The organism is Flavobacterium ardleyense (assembly GCF_033547075.1).
Classification (GTDB): Bacteria; Bacteroidota; Bacteroidia; order Flavobacteriales; family Flavobacteriaceae; genus Flavobacterium; species Flavobacterium ardleyense_A.
This window is the reverse complement of sequence record NZ_CP137891.1, coordinates 1,740,786-1,757,964: the sequence shown is the minus strand read 5'-3', so window position 1 is coordinate 1,757,964 and position 17,179 is coordinate 1,740,786. Positions and strand designations below refer to the sequence as shown.

The following is a 17,179-nucleotide window of genomic DNA, read 5'->3' as shown; positions in this document are numbered from 1 at the left end:
AGTTTCTGCAAAACTATAATTATTTATTATACATCCAATCTTTTGAAAGCTATTGTTATCTTTGTAACAATAAAAAATTAAGTTCTTATGTCACATATATATTTAGGATTTCAGTTTGAGGTAGAGCCAAAGGAATTGGGATCTGAAATTTTAATTGCCGAATTAGGTGAGAAGCCTTTTGAGAGTTTCTCTGAAACCGATAATGGCTTTTCGGCTTATATCCAAAAATCTTTGTGGAAAGATGGAATGCTGGAAGACATCATGATTTTGAAATCCCCAGAATTTAAAATTTCGTATACTATGGAAGAAATTCCAGCGGTAAACTGGAATGAAGAATGGGAGAAGAATTTTGATCCGATTGATGTTGATGGAAAATGCCATGTACGAGCACCTTTTCACCCTAAGACAGACGCAGAATATGATATCGTGATAGAACCGAAGATGAGTTTTGGGACAGGACATCACGAAACAACTCATATGATGATTCAGCATCTTTTGGACCTTGATGTAAAAGGAAAAAAAACTTTGGATATGGGCTGTGGAACGGCCATACTCGCAATTCTTGCCGAAATGAAGGGAGCCGCTCCTATTGATGCCATTGATATTGACAATTGGTGCTATCTGAACAGTATCGAAAATGTAGAGCGCAATAATTGTAAAGAAATCACTGTTTACGAAGGTGAGGCAGCTTTATTAGAAGGAAAATCCTATGATCTTATAATTGCGAATATTAATAGAAATATTTTGCTAAATGATATGGCTGCTTACTCCAAAAGTTTGAATAAGGGAGGCACTTTATTACTAAGTGGGTTTTATAAAGAAGATATTGAAGCTATTACCGAATCCTGCAACCAAAATGGACTAGAATTTGTGAAAGGATTGGATCGCAACAATTGGGTTGCACTTAAATTTTTAAAGAAGTAAAAAATACTGGTTTAATTTAATCTTATTAATTATGAGTGTTAAAGAAAAAGTGAGAGAACAGAGTACGCGCGAAACAAAAGCAATTTTAAACAATGAAATAATTGTCTATAACGATGACGTAAATACATTTGATCACGTGATTGAGACTCTAATGCGAGTGTGTAATCATGTTCCCGAACAAGCGGAGCAATGTTCATTGATAATTCACTACGTCGGAAAATGCGCCGTAAAGACGGGAATTATGAAAGATCTTATTCCCCAATGCAGTAGTTTATTAGAAGCTGGTCTAAGCGCCGAAATAGTTTAAAACAAAAAAGTCCTGATCTGCATCAGGACTTTTTGTTTATACTATAATAATAACAACTTAGATTGATTTTGTAAGAAGTCTTGTTCTAATAACCGTTACTTCCCCATCAACAAACTTTTTCTCTAACGAAAGTTGGCTGCTATTTAATTTTGTAATTTTAAATGTACCATTGTACTCTTCCATATCTTCTCCAGTTACTGGCAGATTAATAGTAATTTGATCTCCTGTTTTAGTATATGTACCAGAAATTGCATCTTCTGTACAAACATTCTGCACATTTTTATTATACACACCTTTGCGTACACTCATGTTTGCGTTAAATTCTAAGAAATCACGGTTGCAACCTGGTTCATCGCCAGTGTATTCTACAATAATTTCTGGACCAACGCTTGTACCAACATTCGTTTGTGTTACATCCATAGAGTAATTCCATTTTCCTACGATAGAAGTTGGAACTTGAACATTGTCATCATCACTACTACAAGATGTTAATGTAAATGCTGATAAAACCACCGTAGCGATTAAAATTTTAAATGATTTCATAATAAGATTTTTTTAGTTAATTAGTTATCGTTCAAATTACGAGAAAATATATTTGATATTTTGAAAAATTATATTAAAATCATCTTAATGAGGAAGCTTATTTTTTAACAAACCATAGCAGTAAGTTCCTACAAGTGCTCCAAAAAGAACAATAATTAGCGGCAAAAATCCAGCGCCAAGCATAATAAAGATTGGCCCAGGGCAGGCACCCACAAGACCCCAACCTAAACCAAACAAAATTCCACCAATCCAATATCGGTAATTTCCGGGATCCTTGTCAGCGATTACTATCTTTTCGCCGTCAAGATCTTTGACGTCCGCTCTTTTAAAGATTTGAAGACCAATTATACCGGTTACAATTGCAGTACAAATTATACCATACATATGGAAAGACTGAAATTGAAACATTTCGTATATTCTATACCAAGAAACCGCCTCAGATTTTGTCAAGACAATTCCAAAAAATATTCCTACTAAAAGATATTTAAAGTATTTCATAAAATTAAAAAATTAGGGGGTACAGTAAATGCACCATTATCAAACCACCAACAAAGAATCCAATCACAGCTTTTAGCGATGGAATTTGCAAATTACTCAGTCCAGAAATAGCATGTCCCGAAGTACATCCTCCAGCATAACGACTTCCAAAACCAATTAACAACCCACCTACCAGTAAGATCAACATGGTGCCTGGGTTTGTAAACACCTCATTTGCAAATAATGCATCGGGCATTAATTTCCCATTGGGAGCATCGATACCCATAGCTTGCAACTGAGAAATTGTCTGCGGATTTATATCTACGTTAGTTGGATCACTCATAAAATGAACGGCAATAAAACCACCAATCATTCCTCCCAGTATCACAAACAGATTCCAACGTTGTGCCTTCCAATCAAAATTAAAGAAAGGAACAGATTTTCCTGCTCCAGCTATGGCACATAGTGAGCGTAAGTTGCTCGACACCCCAAAGGTTTTACCAAAATAAACAAGGAGAAGCATCATTAAGCCTAGTAAAAGACCTGAGATATACCACGGCCAGGTTTGAGAAATAATCTCCATCATTTAAATTTTTTTAAATTCACTGCAAAAATAGGGAATCCTTTCTGCATCGTTACAGCCGATTTCTAAAAATAAGCTTAAATTTGCTTTCTTTAAGTAATAGTTATAATGTTAAAATATAAAATAGAAATTAAGTGGGCTTTTATTTATTCAATTGCATCCTTGGCGTGGATGGTGTTTGAAAAAGAAATGGGATGGCACGATGTTCATGTTAGTAAACATCCACTTTACAGCACACTTTTTAGTTTCATTGGAATAATCATCTACTATTTTGCACTACGCGAAAAAAAAATAGTGGCCTACCATAGTATTATTCATTGGAAAGAAGCTTTTATAGCGGGGGCCATAATGACCGTTTTTGTAGCACTTCTAGCTATTCCTGTTTTTTACCTTACGGTAAATATAGTGAGTCCTTCATTCTTTTCAAATATGATAGATTATGCTGTTGCTAGTAAAGTATACACAGTAGAACAGGCACAAAGCTACTTTAACACTCAAAGCTATCTTTTGCAAGTAATAGGAGGGTCGCTGAGTATGGGAGTTGTTACGTCGGCAGTAATTGCTTATATTATTCAGACCAAAAAAAACAAATAGAAAATGCGCAAAATAATAGTTCTAATGATATTGCTGTCGTTTAGTGCATGTGTTAGCACCAAAAATACAATTCAGAATATCGACAATCAAGCGCCAATTCCAACGCTTACAAAGCAAAACTCTTTTGTATTAAAAACTTATAGTAAAGATGCAAAGTATGGGTATAACAAAGACTTTCCTATAAATGTATTTTACAAAAATAGTAAAGACGAAAATCTAAATGCCGAACGGTTTCTGAATGCTTTGGCTGGACCAAATGGGGAGGAAATTAAATTTAAGAAATTAGAAAGTTGCTGTCCTTTTCCATCTACCCATAGCGAATTAGGTGCTGGATTTCTTGATGTTTACCAGTTAACTTATCCTGGACTCAACAAACCTAAAATTCTATACTTCAATATTTACGAGCGTGGAATTCTCGAAGTCCCATTGGGCTTTACAATTAAAAATCCTTAACAAAAATTTGCATTTGATAGTGGTATCTTTGCAAACAAATTTATAACAGATGAATCTGAACAATATTCCAAATATAAAGCATCTTGATAGTGACAACTTTTTCTTACTTGCTGGACCTTGTGCCATCGAAGGAGAAGATATGGCTTTCAGAATCGCCGAAAAACTTGTCGAAATTACCGACAAATTAAAGATTCCTTTTGTGTTTAAAGGATCCTTTAAAAAAGCAAATCGTTCAAGAATTGATAGTTTCACAGGTATTGGAGATGAAAAAGCGTTGAAAATTCTTTCGCAAGTGTCCAAACGTTTTGAAATTCCTACGGTTACTGATATTCATACTAATGAAGATGCGGCAATGGCGGCCGAATACGTAGATATTCTGCAGATTCCAGCTTTCCTGGTTAGACAGACTGATCTTGTGGTGGCTGCGGCCAATACAGGAAAGACTGTCAACCTAAAGAAAGGACAGTTTATGAGTCCAGAAAGTATGAAGCACGCCGTTCAGAAAATGTTAGATTCCAACAATCAGAACGTGATGGTTACAGATCGCGGGACCATGTTTGGTTACCAAGATATGATTGTAGATTTTCGTGGAATTCCTGTAATGAAAGAATTTGCTACTACTGTTTTGGATATTACACACTCACTTCAGCAACCTAATCAAACTTCTGGCGTTACGGGCGGTCGTCCTGATATGATCGAAACGATCGCCAAAGCAGGAATCGCAGTAGGCGTTGACGGACTATTTATCGAAACTCATTTTGACCCTGCAAATGCAAAATCGGACGGTGCCAATATGTTAGATATTCAATATTTTGAGCAGTTAATGACAAAACTTGTCGCAATCCGCAAAACTGTTCAGTCATTTTAATACTCAATATTTCCACGCTTTGAAAAATAGCATTCTTATTGTCTTTAGCATTTTATTCCTAGCTAATACAACTCAAACAGCCGCACAAGAGGAGCAAAATCCAATTGAAAAATACACCGCATATAACAAAGGAAAATTCTTTGTAAACTGGGGTGGAAATATTGCAAATTATTCGAGGTCCGATATTAATTTTAAAGGTGATAATTATAATTTTACCTTAGACAATGTGCTTGCCGAAGATAAGCCAAAAGGGTTTCATATTGATTATATCAATCCAACACGGATGACCATTCCGCAAACAAATTTTAGGATGGGCTATTATTTTACAGATCGATATAGTATTTCATTTGGTGTTGATCACATGAAATATGTGATGGTGCAAAATCAAACGGTGAATATCACCGGGACCATTGATGGCGTTTTTTATGATAACGAACCAAAGGTTATGACCGAAGATTTTCTGATGTTCGAGCATACAGATGGTCTGAATTACGTTAATACAGAGCTCTCAAGATTGGACGATATCAGTAGGATTTTCAATTTAAATACAGACCATTTACAAGTTAATACTGTAGTAGGCGCAGGAATCGGATTGCTTTATCCAAAGACAAACACCACGCTTATGGGAAGAGAGCGTTACGACGAATTCCACGTTTCTGGATATGGTGCAAGCTTGAAAGCTGGTCTAAATCTAACCTTTTTGAAACACTTTTTTATTCAAGCAGAGTTAAAAGGAGGTTATATTAATATGCAAGACATCCGTACTACGGCAGATAAAACGGACAGTGCTTCGCAGCACTTTAACTTTTTTCAGCAAAATATAGTTCTCGGAGGAATTTTTCGCATTTAGAATCTTTATAAAAAGTTTTTTTTAAAAAGCCTTTTGTCTTCGGATAAGAGGCTTTTTTACTTGGATAAAATCGCAGCAAGATCTCTCCCCCAGCCCGCTCCAAATAAGGGGAGCGAGAATTCTACATTGGAGCTTTAGCAATGAAATTCTAACAAAATAGCTTCAGGCCAATTCTGACTTTAAACACAGCTATTTATCAGATTACAAAAAATATGTTAACGTAGCTTTAATAGTAATTTTTTTAAAAATTAAGTATCTTTAACAGTAACAAGTTTTTTTCCTTACAAGGTCAGAGATCAATCTTAGATAAATTTAATATCCAAAGCATCTCTTATTTCGATATTGAATAAACTTAATTAATTCGCTATTAACCAAAGATTTCGAACTATAAAAAAATATAAACTATGGACAAAGATCCTTACAAAGTCAAAAAGTTACTCACCACCAAAAGTGACACTTTTACTTATTACAGCTTAACCGAACTTCAAAATCAAGGCTATAATATCAACAAACTGCCGTTTTCCATCCGAATATTATTAGAAAACGTTTTAAGAAATTACGATGATTTTGCGATTACCAAAGAAAGCATCGAAACTTTACTACATTGGACTCCAGTCGGCTCTGACAAAGACATTCCGTTTAAACCAGCTCGCGTGTTGATGCAAGATTTTACTGGAGTTCCCGCCGTTGTAGACATTGCGTCATTAAGAGCAGAAGCTGCGCGACAAGGAAAAAATGCAGAAGAAATAAATCCTCTGATTCCTGTAGATTTGGTAATTGACCATTCAGTACAAGTAGATTATTTTGGAACTAAATATGCCTTAGAGAAAAATATGGAGGAAGAATACAAGCGAAATCAAGAGCGCTATTCTTTTTTAAAATGGGCACAGAAATCCTTTAATAACTTTAGTGTAGTTCCTCCAGGAATGGGAATCTGCCACCAAGTAAACCTCGAATATTTATCAAAGGGAGTTATTGAACGCAATGGCGAAGTATTTCCAGACACAGTTGTAGGGACTGATAGCCATACTCCGATGGTTAATGGGATTGGAGTAGTAGCCTGGGGAGTTGGTGGAATTGAAGCGGAAGCTGCCATTCTCGGTCAACCGCTGTATTTTATTATGCCAGAAGTAATCGGACTAAAACTAGTAGGTGACCTTCCATTAGGATGTACCGCAACCGACCTTGTTTTGACTATTGCCGAAGTACTACGTAAATATGGGGTTGTGGGCAAATTTGTTGAAGTTTTTGGACCTGGATTAGACAATCTTTCGGTGCCAGATCGTGCAACAATCGGAAATATGTCGCCAGAATTTGGAAGCACCATCACCTACTTCCCTATCGATCACAAAACGCTCGAATATATGGAGCAAAGCAACCGCTCTAAGAAGCAGATTTCGCTAGTTGAAGATTACTGTAAAGCCAATATGCTATGGCGCGAAAATGAAGATCTAATTAATTATACAGATACGGTAACTTTGGACATTTCAACCATAGAACCAACGGTAGCTGGGCCCAAACGTCCGCAGGATAAAATCCTTCTCAAAGATTTTAAAAATCGTTTTATTGAATTGATGGACGAAAATTACGGTCGAACTTATCAGGAAAAATCGGTAAAACAACTTTCAAACTGGTTTGCAGAAGGTGGTGGCCAACCGGTTGAAAAGCACGAAACTCAAAGACCTGAGTCTAAAATTGAAGAAGAAACAGATGCCGATTACCTAAAAAAGGTGTGGATTACACTCGGTCAAGAAAAATTTGAATTATCAGATGGAGCCGTTGCTATCGCTGCGATTACATCTTGTACCAATACTTCCAATCCGTACGTGATGATTGGCGCTGGACTAGTGGCAAGAAAAGCGCGTGAACACGGACTCGATATTAGACCGTGGGTCAAACCATCCTTGGCTCCAGGATCAAAAGTAGTAACTGATTACCTCGAAAAAGCAGATTTGATGGATGATTTCGAAGCGCTACAATTTCACCTTGTAGGCTATGGCTGTACTTCATGTATTGGAAATTCTGGCCCGCTACCTCCCTATATTTCGAAAGCTGTTGATGATTATGACCTTGTTGTAGCTTCGGTTCTTTCGGGCAATCGAAACTTTGAAGCACGTATTCATCCACAGGTCAAAATGAATTTCCTGATGTCACCGATGCTAGTGGTGGCTTATGCCTTGGCGGGAAGAATTGACATCGATTTGATAAATGAGCCAATAAATTACGATCCCAATCAGCAACCGGTATTTTTAAAGGATATTTGGCCTACTAATCAAGAAATCAATGATATAATGCGCGAAGTTTTAACTCCAGCAGATTTTGAGAGTAGCTATAGCGAAATTTTCGAAGGAAATGAAATTTGGCAAAATCTTGAAGTTCCTGAAGACAAATTGTATCAGTGGGATGATGAATCCACTTACGTGAAAGAAGTTCCGTTTTTCAAAGATATTTCAGCAATGCCTGAAGCAATTAATAATATTACAAATGCTCGAGCCTTAATGGTTTTGGGAGATAGCATCACCACTGACCATATTTCGCCTGCTGGTCAATTTTCTGAAGACTCAGCTGCTGGTCAATACTTGATGAGTAGAGGTATTGATAAAAAAGATTTTAATTCTTACGGTTCGAGACGTGGAAATGATGAAGTAATGGTGCGTGGAACTTTTGCTAATGTTCGAATAAAAAATCAAATTGCAACCAAAGAAGGTGGCTTTACAACGTTCTTACCCACAGGCGAAGAAATGTTTGTCTACGATGCTGCACAGCGATACAAAGAGACTAATACGCCCTTAGTAATCTTGACGGGGAAAGAATATGGAAGTGGCTCTTCTCGAGATTGGGCTGCCAAAGGAACAATTTTGTTAGGTGTAAAAGCGGTAATTGCCGAAAGTTACGAACGTATTCACCGCAGCAATCTTGTGGGTATGGGCGTTTTGCCAATGCAATACCTTCCTGGACAGACAGCAGCAAGTCTAGGATTGACAGGAAAAGAAGTTTTCTCGATCACTGGTTTGGAAGCAAATTTAAAACCTTTGAAGGAAGTTGATGTTCGGGCAGAAAGAGAAGACGGAACGCAAATTAACTTCAAAGCTATTGCACGACTAGACTCGGCCATAGAAATTGAGTACTACCGAAATGGAGGAATCTTGCAATATGTGTTGAGAGAATTTCTGAAGAAATAATCGTCAGAACCACCAAAAAAAATAGCCTCCACATTAAAACGGAGGCTATTTTATTTATACTATATTCGAGATTTAAACTACAACCTCATCCACATCAATATTCTGACGTTTTAAAATTCCCTTTACAGCCACTGCATAATAGACTAAATAGCCAAAACACAAAAGCGGAATTACATAAGACATTTGAATTCCTACCCCAGCAATATCAGATAATTTTCCTTGAATTGGCGGAATAATTCCTCCTCCCAAAATCATCATTACCAAGAAAGCAGATCCTTGTGCAGTGTATTTTCCTAAGCCTAAGAGCGCCAAACTAAAAATTGCCGGCCACATAATACTACAAGCCAAACCGCCCGCAAGAATTGCGTAAATTGCTATTGTACCTTCGGTCATCAGTCCGATCACAATGGCAATTACACCCAATATCGAGAAAATTAACAAGGTTCGCGCGGGTTTGTCTTTGCATAAAAACATTGCAATTATCTGGATAAAAACACAGAATACATAGTAATATAACGGCGTCATATCTTTATTAGCAAGCGTATTGACTCCAATAATAATCGCAAAAGCGATTAGAGGAACTATAATTAGAGCAATAGTTTTCTTAATGCCAGTTAAATTAAAAACTGTAATCGCGCCCGCCCATCTTCCAATCATCAAACTCCCCCAATACATCGATACATAAGGTGCGATATCCGAAGAGGGATGAGATCCAAATTCTGGAAGTTTCAGCAATTCGCCCAGATTACTTCCAATAGCCACTTCTACCCCAACGTAGGTAAAGATAGCTAGCATTCCCAAGACGAGTTGTGGATATTGCATGGCACCCCAACCTTCTGGTTTTTTTATTGCACGCGCATTAGCAAACAAAAGACCTCCAACTACAACTACAAGAGCTCCAACAAGCCATAACATTCGTTGTTGCTCAAGTGGATGCGAAATCGCGGCAATTTCAGCATTATTTTTTTGAATTGTTTCTTCAATGTTTTCGGTCGAAATGATTGTAATATCTGAGCCTACGACTTCTGTTGAGGTGGTAAGTACATTATTTTCTGTCTGAAGTTTTTCGATCGCAATTGCCGAATCACTTTTGTAACTCAGGAAAACTGGAGCGAAGGCCAATACCAACAAAACGGTCATTACGATTAGAGTTTTCAAAGCTTTATTAGCTTTTTCAATCGGTTCATCATAAATTGTAGCAGGTACTTTTTTTGAGAACCAAAACATTGCGGCGGCGGCTACAAATAGCAACCCAACTCCAATGTATAAAATCACCACTTTGTCTAGCGGGAGTGCGGCAATCTGATCGTCACTCACCGTCGCGGTAGTTCCAAATAATGCAAATGCTACTACGAGAGGGCCAATCGTCGTACCAAAGGAGTTGATTCCTCCACCAAGATTCACCCGACTAGCACCGGTTTTAGGATCTCCTAGCAGAATGGCAAAAGGATTTGCCGCAGTCTGTTGAAGTGAAAATCCAAGAGCTACTATAAAAAGTCCGACAAGCATTCCTGTATATAGGTTTGCTTCTACCGCAACGATCATTGCTCCCGCTCCCAAGGCCGAAAATAATAAGCCGTAGACGATACTCTTTTTATAACCCCATTTTCCTACAAGGTCTTTTCCGTTAAGTGCCCCAAAGGCAAAAAGAATTAAAGCACCTAAATAGTAAGCAGTATAGAAAGCAAAGTCAATTAATTGAGATTGAAATTGATCTAGAGAGAAGTATGATTTACAAAACGGAATAAAGATGCTGTTTCCAGCCGCAATAAATCCCCAGAAGAAAAATACCGTAATTAATGTATATAATGCAGGATAGTTGGTTTTGATGGGAGTATTTTCCATAGAATATTTTAAAAAATCGTTTTTTGAATTTATTGTAGATTTAGATTTTAAACCTATTTTTTCGCAAAACGAAAATACAATTAAAAATGCTTAGTCAGTAAGATTTTTTTAGGCGATTCCTACGTGCAACTAGTTTTGTACTTTACTAGGCTGATTGTAATTATCTAAAATAATCCCGTTCTACTCCCTACCTCATCACTTTAAAAATCCATTTTAATAATTTCTTCCATACAATATTCGGCCAAGGCTGTAATGGTTAAAAACGGATTTACTCCAATACTTGCGGGAACCAAGGCGCCATCATTGATATATAAATTTTGATAACCTTTTACACGACCAAAGAGATCTGTACTTTGGCCAATGACCGCACCACCTAGTGGATGGTAACAAATATCTGCTCCGTATCCGCCTTTCCAAAGTAAACCTGCAGCGGTTCCGCCGTTTGATTTATTCATTTTTTTAATAAAATACTTTGCGTTCTCTACGGTATGTTCAAAATTATCTGCTTCCCAATGTATTTTGATATCATTTAGGGCTGCATCAAAGGTGATGTGCCCAGGAATTGGAACTCTATTGATAATTAAATAAAGTGCGGTATAAACTTCTAAACCCATTGGTAGAGGCGAAATTTCGGCAAAGAAAGAATGTGCTTTATCTTCCCAATTATCAATACCGGCAACAGGAATAGTACTTTGATTTAGACCCGTTCCGACACTGTAATTTTTTTCGATAGATTTATTTTCAACTCTATTAAAAAGGGTGTTAACCATATTTCGACCGGTCATCACATTTCCGTTATTTCCCCAGCCAAATCCGACGGTTGCATCTAAATTTTTTAAATTTCCTTTTAATTTGGATGCTAATAAAAGTTTGGTAGTTCCTAAACTTCCAGCATTCAAAAATAATTTTTTACATTGAATTGTTTTCTTTTCTACCACCAATCCTGCGGTATCAAGCACATCGACATAAACGGTATAACCTGTTTCGGATTGTTCGAAATAATCAACTCGATGCAAATCTTGTATAGTCAAAAGTCCCGTTTGCAGCGCTTTCTTTAAGTAGGTTTTTTCGAGACTTTGCTTTCCGTAATTATTTCCATAAATCACTTCTCGCCCCAAAGCAGATTTTGGAACTTCTCCCGCTTCTTCTTTTTTCATATAATCAAAAGAATAAACATTGGGAACTCTAATGGTTTTAAATCCAGCATTGTGGGCTTCACTTTCGCCAACGCGTGCAAATTTATAATAAGATGATTCTTGATAGTAGTCATCAGGGATTTCATTGACTTCCAATTCCTCTTTGGCTAATGGGAAATAAGTATTCCAAAATTTCTCTGCATCAAGCTCCGGAAATTTTTCAATAAAATAATCTTTCTTAGGTTGTACAGCCATACCCCCATTGACCAAAGATCCTCCACCAACACCTCGTCCACCGTATACTTTGACATTTTCGAAATCCATTCGAGCCAACACACCCGTAAATCGTTTGTTGAAATGTGCAATATTCATCATCGGTGCTTGAGAAGTCTTTTTAAGCCAGGTCGAATTGTTTTTTGGCGTAATCAAATCAGAAAAAGGTTTGTATTTTCCACCATCTTTTTCCCAATCCAAACCCATTTCGAGCATACCGACATTCTTGCCTGACTGAGTCAATCGCAATGCTGCAACAGCTCCACCATAACCCGATCCAATTATTAGATTATCGACAATTTGTTCTGTTTGTTTTATATCCATACTTAGTCCCATTGCATTTGAAGCTATAATGCCAGCACCTGAGGCAGCTGCAACCTTGATAAAAGTTCTTCTTTCCAATTTATATTTTTGTTATTTTAGGTATACGCTAAAAGTTATATTCTACGGGATAAAAATTATCCATTGATGAGTTTTGAACCGATCCAAGCCGCTATTCGAAAGCAAATAATGAAATAAACCACTAAAAAAATTCCTCCAACAATCCAACCTAAATTGCCAAGGACAAAAACAAATCCAAAAAAATAGGTTGCGAAACTTTCAAAGGGTTTTAGAGATACTGCGATATTGTCGGGCTTGGACAAGATATCAATGGCTAAAATAAGTAGAACATATCCTATTAAAATTCCAATACTTCCTGAAAATATTCTATTTTTCATATATAATTAGTGCTACTGAAAGTCGCTGTTTTTAGTTGAGGTCAATATGAATTTTTTGATTTAAATTTAATAATTAAATCGCACATTAATCATAATCATTTGGCTCAATATGAATCAAAACATGACTCAATTCGGGGATTTCTAGCTGTAAGGCATCTTGAAGTTTATGAGATAATTCATGACCTTCCCGCACCGTAATTGTCGCATCTACCACTGCATGCAAGTCGACCTGGTAAGTCATCCCGGCTTTTCGAACGAAGCATTTCTCTGTATATAATATGCCTGGTACAGTTTTCGCAACTTTCCGAATATCCTCAATAAGATCATTGTGCAGGTCTTCGTCCATTATTTCGGCAAGCGCCGGTCGGAAAATTAAATAGCAATTATACAAAATAAAACCTGATGCAAACAATGCTGCCCAATCATCAGCCGTTTCGTAACCTGGGCCCATAAACAGCGCTATCGAAATTCCGATAAATGCTGCTACCGACGTGATTGCGTCGCTGCGATGGTGCCACGCATCTGCTTTGAGTGCAGAGCTATTGGTTTCTTTACTTTTTTTAAGCACAATTCGATACGAAAGTTCTTTCCAAATAATAATTGCTGCCAAAACATAAAGCGTCCACGACTTTGGTAATTGGTGCGGTGTGTTTATATTTTGAATACTGTGGTAGGCGATTAAAATAGCAGAAAAAATTAAAAATCCCACAACTAGAAAAGTAATCAGCGGCTCGGCTCTTCCGTGTCCGTAGGGATGGTTTTCATCTGCGGGGCGACTAGAATATTTTATTCCAAACAACACCAGAATAGACGCAAAAATATCTGTTGTTGATTCGATTGCATCTGCTACAAGAGCGTAGGAGTTTCCAAAAACTCCTGCAAAGCCTTTAATGATTGCCAAGCAGATATTTCCAGCAATGCTGAAGTAGGTTGCTTTAATAGCTTTGTCCTTATTTGAGGCAAGTTTTGCTTTGACAGGCATTGTAATTTTGATTTTGGGCAAGGGTGAACGACAAAGGTATTTTATATTACAAAAACAGCCTCCGAAAAGGGAGGCTGTTTTTGAGAAATATTATTCGACGTAGCTTTGCAAGTATTTAAAACGCTCGGTAAGCTGTCCGTTTTCGGTCATTTTTGCTCTCTGCAGAATTCCGTCTTTATCACCGTTAAAGAAAGCAGGAATGACGTGTTCCATAAACATTTCTCCAAAGCCTTCACTAGCATCTTTTGGTAATTCGCAAGGAAGATTATCCACTGCCATAACCACAATTGCACTTGGGTGAAAAATATCTACTTCTTTATGTTCAGAAGGAAGATAGCCGTAAATAGGCTCGGCAATGGTCGAAGCTTTGATCGTACTTTCAATTGGTCCATCAACATCGCAGGAAACGTCGGCAATAACTCTAATCTTGTTGTCTTTGCTCAGTAGCATTTCGCGAGATAGAATCACAGGCGCATCATTTCCGGCAAAATGTCCTGCCATAAAGATGTCACTTACATTTGCAAAACGCGCAAAATCTGAAGTGTACTCAGTAGGATTGTTATAGAAATCGTATTTTTCGGATGGCTTACCATCTTTGCGTTTGTTGTAATCGAGAACGGTAATCTGGGTATAAACCGGATCTGAATAATTCTTAGTCAAATAGTTTTCGATAGAGACTTCTTTTATTTTCATAGCATCAAGCATTTCCTTGATACCATTTCCAACTTTTCCTTTTCCAGTCACTACTATTTTCACTGGCGGTAGTGTAATTCTCTTTAATCGATTGATTAGATCTTCTCTATGTTCTAAGGTCTCGGCTTTTGGCAATTTGAAAAGGTCGAATTTTGTTCCGAAAGCTCTAATACCATTGTACATTCCCACGATTCCAGCATAGCGTCCAAATCCAATAAGTCTTTTGAAGTTTGCATCAACAATGGTTTCGTGATCGTACAAGTCGATTTTCTTAGCAAGAATTGCTTGAAGTAATTTTTTGTTATAAGGTTGTTTTTTTATGGTGTGCGAAAAAAAGAAGTATTTTTTGTTGGGAATTAAAGCATCAACCGGAACTTCCTTCACTCCAAAAAGCACATCACAGTCGGTCATATCTGTGGCAACTTCAATTCCAGCATTGGCATATTCCGAATCAGGAAAAATACGGATATCTGATGATTCAACTTTAATTTCGGCTTCTGGGTGTTCTGCTTTCAATCTGACTAATTCGTCCGGAGTAAAAACCACTCTCCTATCCGGCGGAGTTTTTCTTTCTTTAATAATACCAAATTTCATTGTCGCTCTAAGTTTTTTTTTACTGATTCCAAAAGTAGGGAAAAACGAGGGATCTAAATAATGGAAAAAACGAAAAAATTGAAAGATTGAAAGATTGAAAGATTGAAAGATTGAAAAATTGAAAAATTGGAAGATGGGAAGATGGGAAGATGGGAAGATGGGACGAGTACAAATATCTAAATAATGGAAAAATCAAAAAAATCTAAATGAACGAGCGATTAAAAAATTGGAAAAATTGAAAAAATTGAAAGATTGAAAGATTGAAAGATTGAAAGGTAGGAAGATGAGAAGATAGGAAGATGCGAAGGTAGGATGTTAAATGGAAAACAGGAAGAGTTGATTTTTTTTACTAATTAAACGTGAAATTTGGATGCGCCGCTGGCGCGAGCATCTCGCTCGTGAACGTCGGTCAAATAAAGCGCAAGGTGCGCGGAAAATTTTAAAGATTTTATCGCGGAAAATAAAACATCAAAAACCTAAGTACTTAAGCGCCTTTAAATTACACGTCATTTTTTGGCTCCCCCCCTCGTTCACTGAGCGAGTCGAAGTGTCGGAGGGGGCTGGGGGGAGGATTCCTTCGCGAGAGGGATAATAACGGCATCCTTTGCTGCTACCCTACTCACGACTTTGACCGCTAATGTGCTAGCAGCAAAGATATAGTGGATAGCCCGGTCGCAGCCAACCGAAAATTTTCAATTTCACCAAAAACCTTCTGGCTGAGACTCGCCCAAATAAAAAAACATTAATCAAAGACCTTAGTTCTACTTTAACAAATTCGGAAACGTGGGATACAATTTGTTAAGACGTAGAAGAATGAGCAGATTTACTCACATTTAACAGTCCTTAACAGCCATTGAAAGTTGGTCATAGGAAGATTTTTTTATATTTGCGAACCTAAGATTTATTTGATGACCTTTTTATACAAGCCTACACTCCTACTATTTTCGACCATACTACTATTTACTGCCTGCGGCAAGAAGGAGAAAAAAGACTCTTTCTTTACTGCTGATGAACCGGTTGATACATTTGTGAAATTCACCGCTTTTAAACCCAAAAAGGTGACGCCCAAATCGCTGAACCATAAAAAAAATGAGATTCAACATTTTTATGATAAGATTTGGAGCCCAAAATCCAACAGTACAATTTCGTTTTTGATTGCCGAAAAAGGGAAAATTATTTTTGAAGATTATCAAGGATTTGCAAACAAAAAAGAAGACGAGAAGATTACAAAAAATACCGCTTTGCACTTAGCATCGGTTACAAAAGTGATTACGGCAGCGGCAATTTTGAAACTTGTTGAGGCAGAGAAAATCACTCTTGATCAGGAAGTTCGAACTATATTGAAAGACTTTCCGTACGCCGATATTTCGGTCGAAATGCTTCTAAACCACCGCAGTGGCATGCAAAATTACGCTTATGTGGTTGATGATCGAAAGATTTGGAATCACCGAGTTACGATGACCAATCAGGATATTTTGGACGTTTTTAATAAAAACAATACCAAGCTTGCCAGCAAACCCAACACTAGATTTGCGTATTGCAATACCAATTATGCCGTTTTGGCACTGATAATCGAGAAGATTACTGGATTGCCTTATCCGCAGGCGATGGAGCGAATGATTTTTAAACCTTTGGACATGAAAAACACCTTTGTTTTTGATGTGACTCAGGACAAAGACAGAGTGTCAGTTTCGTACAAAAACAATTACCAAATTGTGCCTTACGACTATCTTGACGGAATTTATGGCGACAAAAACATTTATTCGACGCCTCGGGACTTGCTCAAATTTGATTTGGCAACGCAAGCACCGGATTTCTTGAGCAAGGAATTGACCGAGAAAATGACCAAGGGTTATAGCTATGAGAGCAAGGGAATTCGGAATTACGGCTTGGGACTTCGGATAATTGAATGGGATAGCGGCGAGCGTTTTTACTACCATAACGGGTGGTGGCACGGGAATACGTCTTCTTATGTAAGTCTAAAAAAGGAAGGTGTGACGATGATTGCCTTGTCTAATAAATACAGCACGAAGCCATATGAGATTCGGAAATTATCCTCTTTATTTGGATCTTATCCTTTTCCGAAGGATCACAAAGATTAGTTTGGCAAACGCATTGCTATTCAAAAAATCGGCATTATCTTTGCGGGAGATTAA

The 17,179-nt window shown here is 37.3% G+C and carries 16 protein-coding genes; 8 read left to right on the top strand and 8 right to left on the bottom strand.

All coding sequences use genetic code 11. The features are described 5' to 3' along the window. Positions 1-87: 87 nt before the first annotated feature. The gene (gene prmA, locus SBO79_RS07590; protein ID WP_318639817.1) at positions 88-924 is read left to right on the top strand and encodes a 50S ribosomal protein L11 methyltransferase; all 837 of its coding nucleotides are present in this window, start codon (positions 88-90) and stop codon (positions 922-924) included. A 31-nt stretch (positions 925-955) separates the two neighbouring features. Continuing rightward, on the top strand, positions 956-1,231 hold the full coding sequence (locus SBO79_RS07585; RefSeq protein ID WP_318639816.1) for an ATP-dependent Clp protease adaptor ClpS: 276 nt from the start codon (positions 956-958) through the stop codon (positions 1,229-1,231). A gap of 57 nt (positions 1,232-1,288) precedes the next feature. Here SBO79_RS07585 and SBO79_RS07580 read toward each other — a convergent pair whose 3' ends face one another. The 3 genes from SBO79_RS07580 to SBO79_RS07570 form a co-directional block, all read right to left on the bottom strand. Further along, positions 1,289-1,774, bottom strand: a complete 486-nt coding sequence (locus tag SBO79_RS07580; RefSeq protein WP_318639815.1) for a lipocalin family protein — start codon at positions 1,772-1,774, stop codon at positions 1,289-1,291. Between the two features lie 84 nt (positions 1,775-1,858). Then, positions 1,859-2,272, bottom strand: a complete 414-nt coding sequence (locus SBO79_RS07575) for a DUF6691 family protein (protein ID WP_318639814.1) — start codon at positions 2,270-2,272, stop codon at positions 1,859-1,861. A 4-nt stretch (positions 2,273-2,276) separates the two neighbouring features. Continuing rightward, entirely contained in the window at positions 2,277-2,834 is a 558-nt protein-coding gene (locus SBO79_RS07570; RefSeq protein WP_318643481.1) for a YeeE/YedE family protein, read from the bottom strand. 108 nt (positions 2,835-2,942) lie between these two features. On the opposite strand from SBO79_RS07570, the gene SBO79_RS07565 reads away from it, so the two are divergent. The 5 genes from SBO79_RS07565 to acnA all read left to right on the top strand — a co-directional run bounded on the left by SBO79_RS07565 (position 2,943) and on the right by acnA (position 8,781). Further along, on the top strand, positions 2,943-3,428 hold the full coding sequence (locus tag SBO79_RS07565; RefSeq protein ID WP_318639813.1) for a DUF4199 domain-containing protein: 486 nt from the start codon (positions 2,943-2,945) through the stop codon (positions 3,426-3,428). 3 nt (positions 3,429-3,431) lie between these two features. Further along, complete coding sequence (locus SBO79_RS07560; protein WP_318639812.1) at positions 3,432-3,881, top strand: 2-dehydro-3-deoxyphosphooctonate aldolase; 450 nt, start codon at positions 3,432-3,434, stop codon at positions 3,879-3,881. A gap of 49 nt (positions 3,882-3,930) precedes the next feature. Then, a complete protein-coding gene (gene kdsA, locus SBO79_RS07555) occupies positions 3,931-4,749 on the top strand; it encodes a 3-deoxy-8-phosphooctulonate synthase (RefSeq protein WP_318639811.1) in 819 nt (272 codons plus the stop codon). Positions 4,750-4,768: 19 nt separating this feature from the next. Further along, entirely contained in the window at positions 4,769-5,599 is an 831-nt protein-coding gene (locus SBO79_RS07550) for a hypothetical protein (RefSeq protein ID WP_406600229.1), read from the top strand. 404 nt (positions 5,600-6,003) lie between these two features. Continuing rightward, positions 6,004-8,781, top strand: coding sequence for an aconitate hydratase AcnA (acnA, locus tag SBO79_RS07545; protein WP_318639810.1), 2,778 nt, complete (start codon positions 6,004-6,006; stop codon positions 8,779-8,781). Positions 8,782-8,853: 72 nt separating this feature from the next. Here acnA and SBO79_RS07540 read toward each other — a convergent pair whose 3' ends face one another. The 5 genes from SBO79_RS07540 to SBO79_RS07520 form a co-directional block, all read right to left on the bottom strand. Next, positions 8,854-10,626: an MFS transporter gene (locus SBO79_RS07540; protein ID WP_318639809.1), complete on the bottom strand. Its 1,773-nt coding sequence runs from the start codon at positions 10,624-10,626 to the stop codon at positions 8,854-8,856. A gap of 200 nt (positions 10,627-10,826) precedes the next feature. Then, complete coding sequence (locus SBO79_RS07535) at positions 10,827-12,437, bottom strand: GMC oxidoreductase (protein ID WP_318639808.1); 1,611 nt, start codon at positions 12,435-12,437, stop codon at positions 10,827-10,829. Between the two features lie 56 nt (positions 12,438-12,493). Continuing rightward, a complete protein-coding gene (locus SBO79_RS07530; RefSeq protein WP_318639807.1) occupies positions 12,494-12,754 on the bottom strand; it encodes a hypothetical protein in 261 nt (86 codons plus the stop codon). Between the two features lie 85 nt (positions 12,755-12,839). Further along, a complete protein-coding gene (locus tag SBO79_RS07525; protein WP_318639806.1) occupies positions 12,840-13,736 on the bottom strand; it encodes a cation diffusion facilitator family transporter in 897 nt (298 codons plus the stop codon). A gap of 90 nt (positions 13,737-13,826) precedes the next feature. Beyond that, the gene (locus SBO79_RS07520; protein WP_318639805.1) at positions 13,827-15,023 is read right to left on the bottom strand and encodes an NAD(P)-dependent oxidoreductase; all 1,197 of its coding nucleotides are present in this window, start codon (positions 15,021-15,023) and stop codon (positions 13,827-13,829) included. Between the two features lie 908 nt (positions 15,024-15,931). Here SBO79_RS07520 and SBO79_RS07515 point away from each other — a divergent pair. Further along, complete coding sequence (locus SBO79_RS07515; protein ID WP_318639804.1) at positions 15,932-17,125, top strand: serine hydrolase domain-containing protein; 1,194 nt, start codon at positions 15,932-15,934, stop codon at positions 17,123-17,125. Positions 17,126-17,179 lie beyond the last annotated feature (54 nt).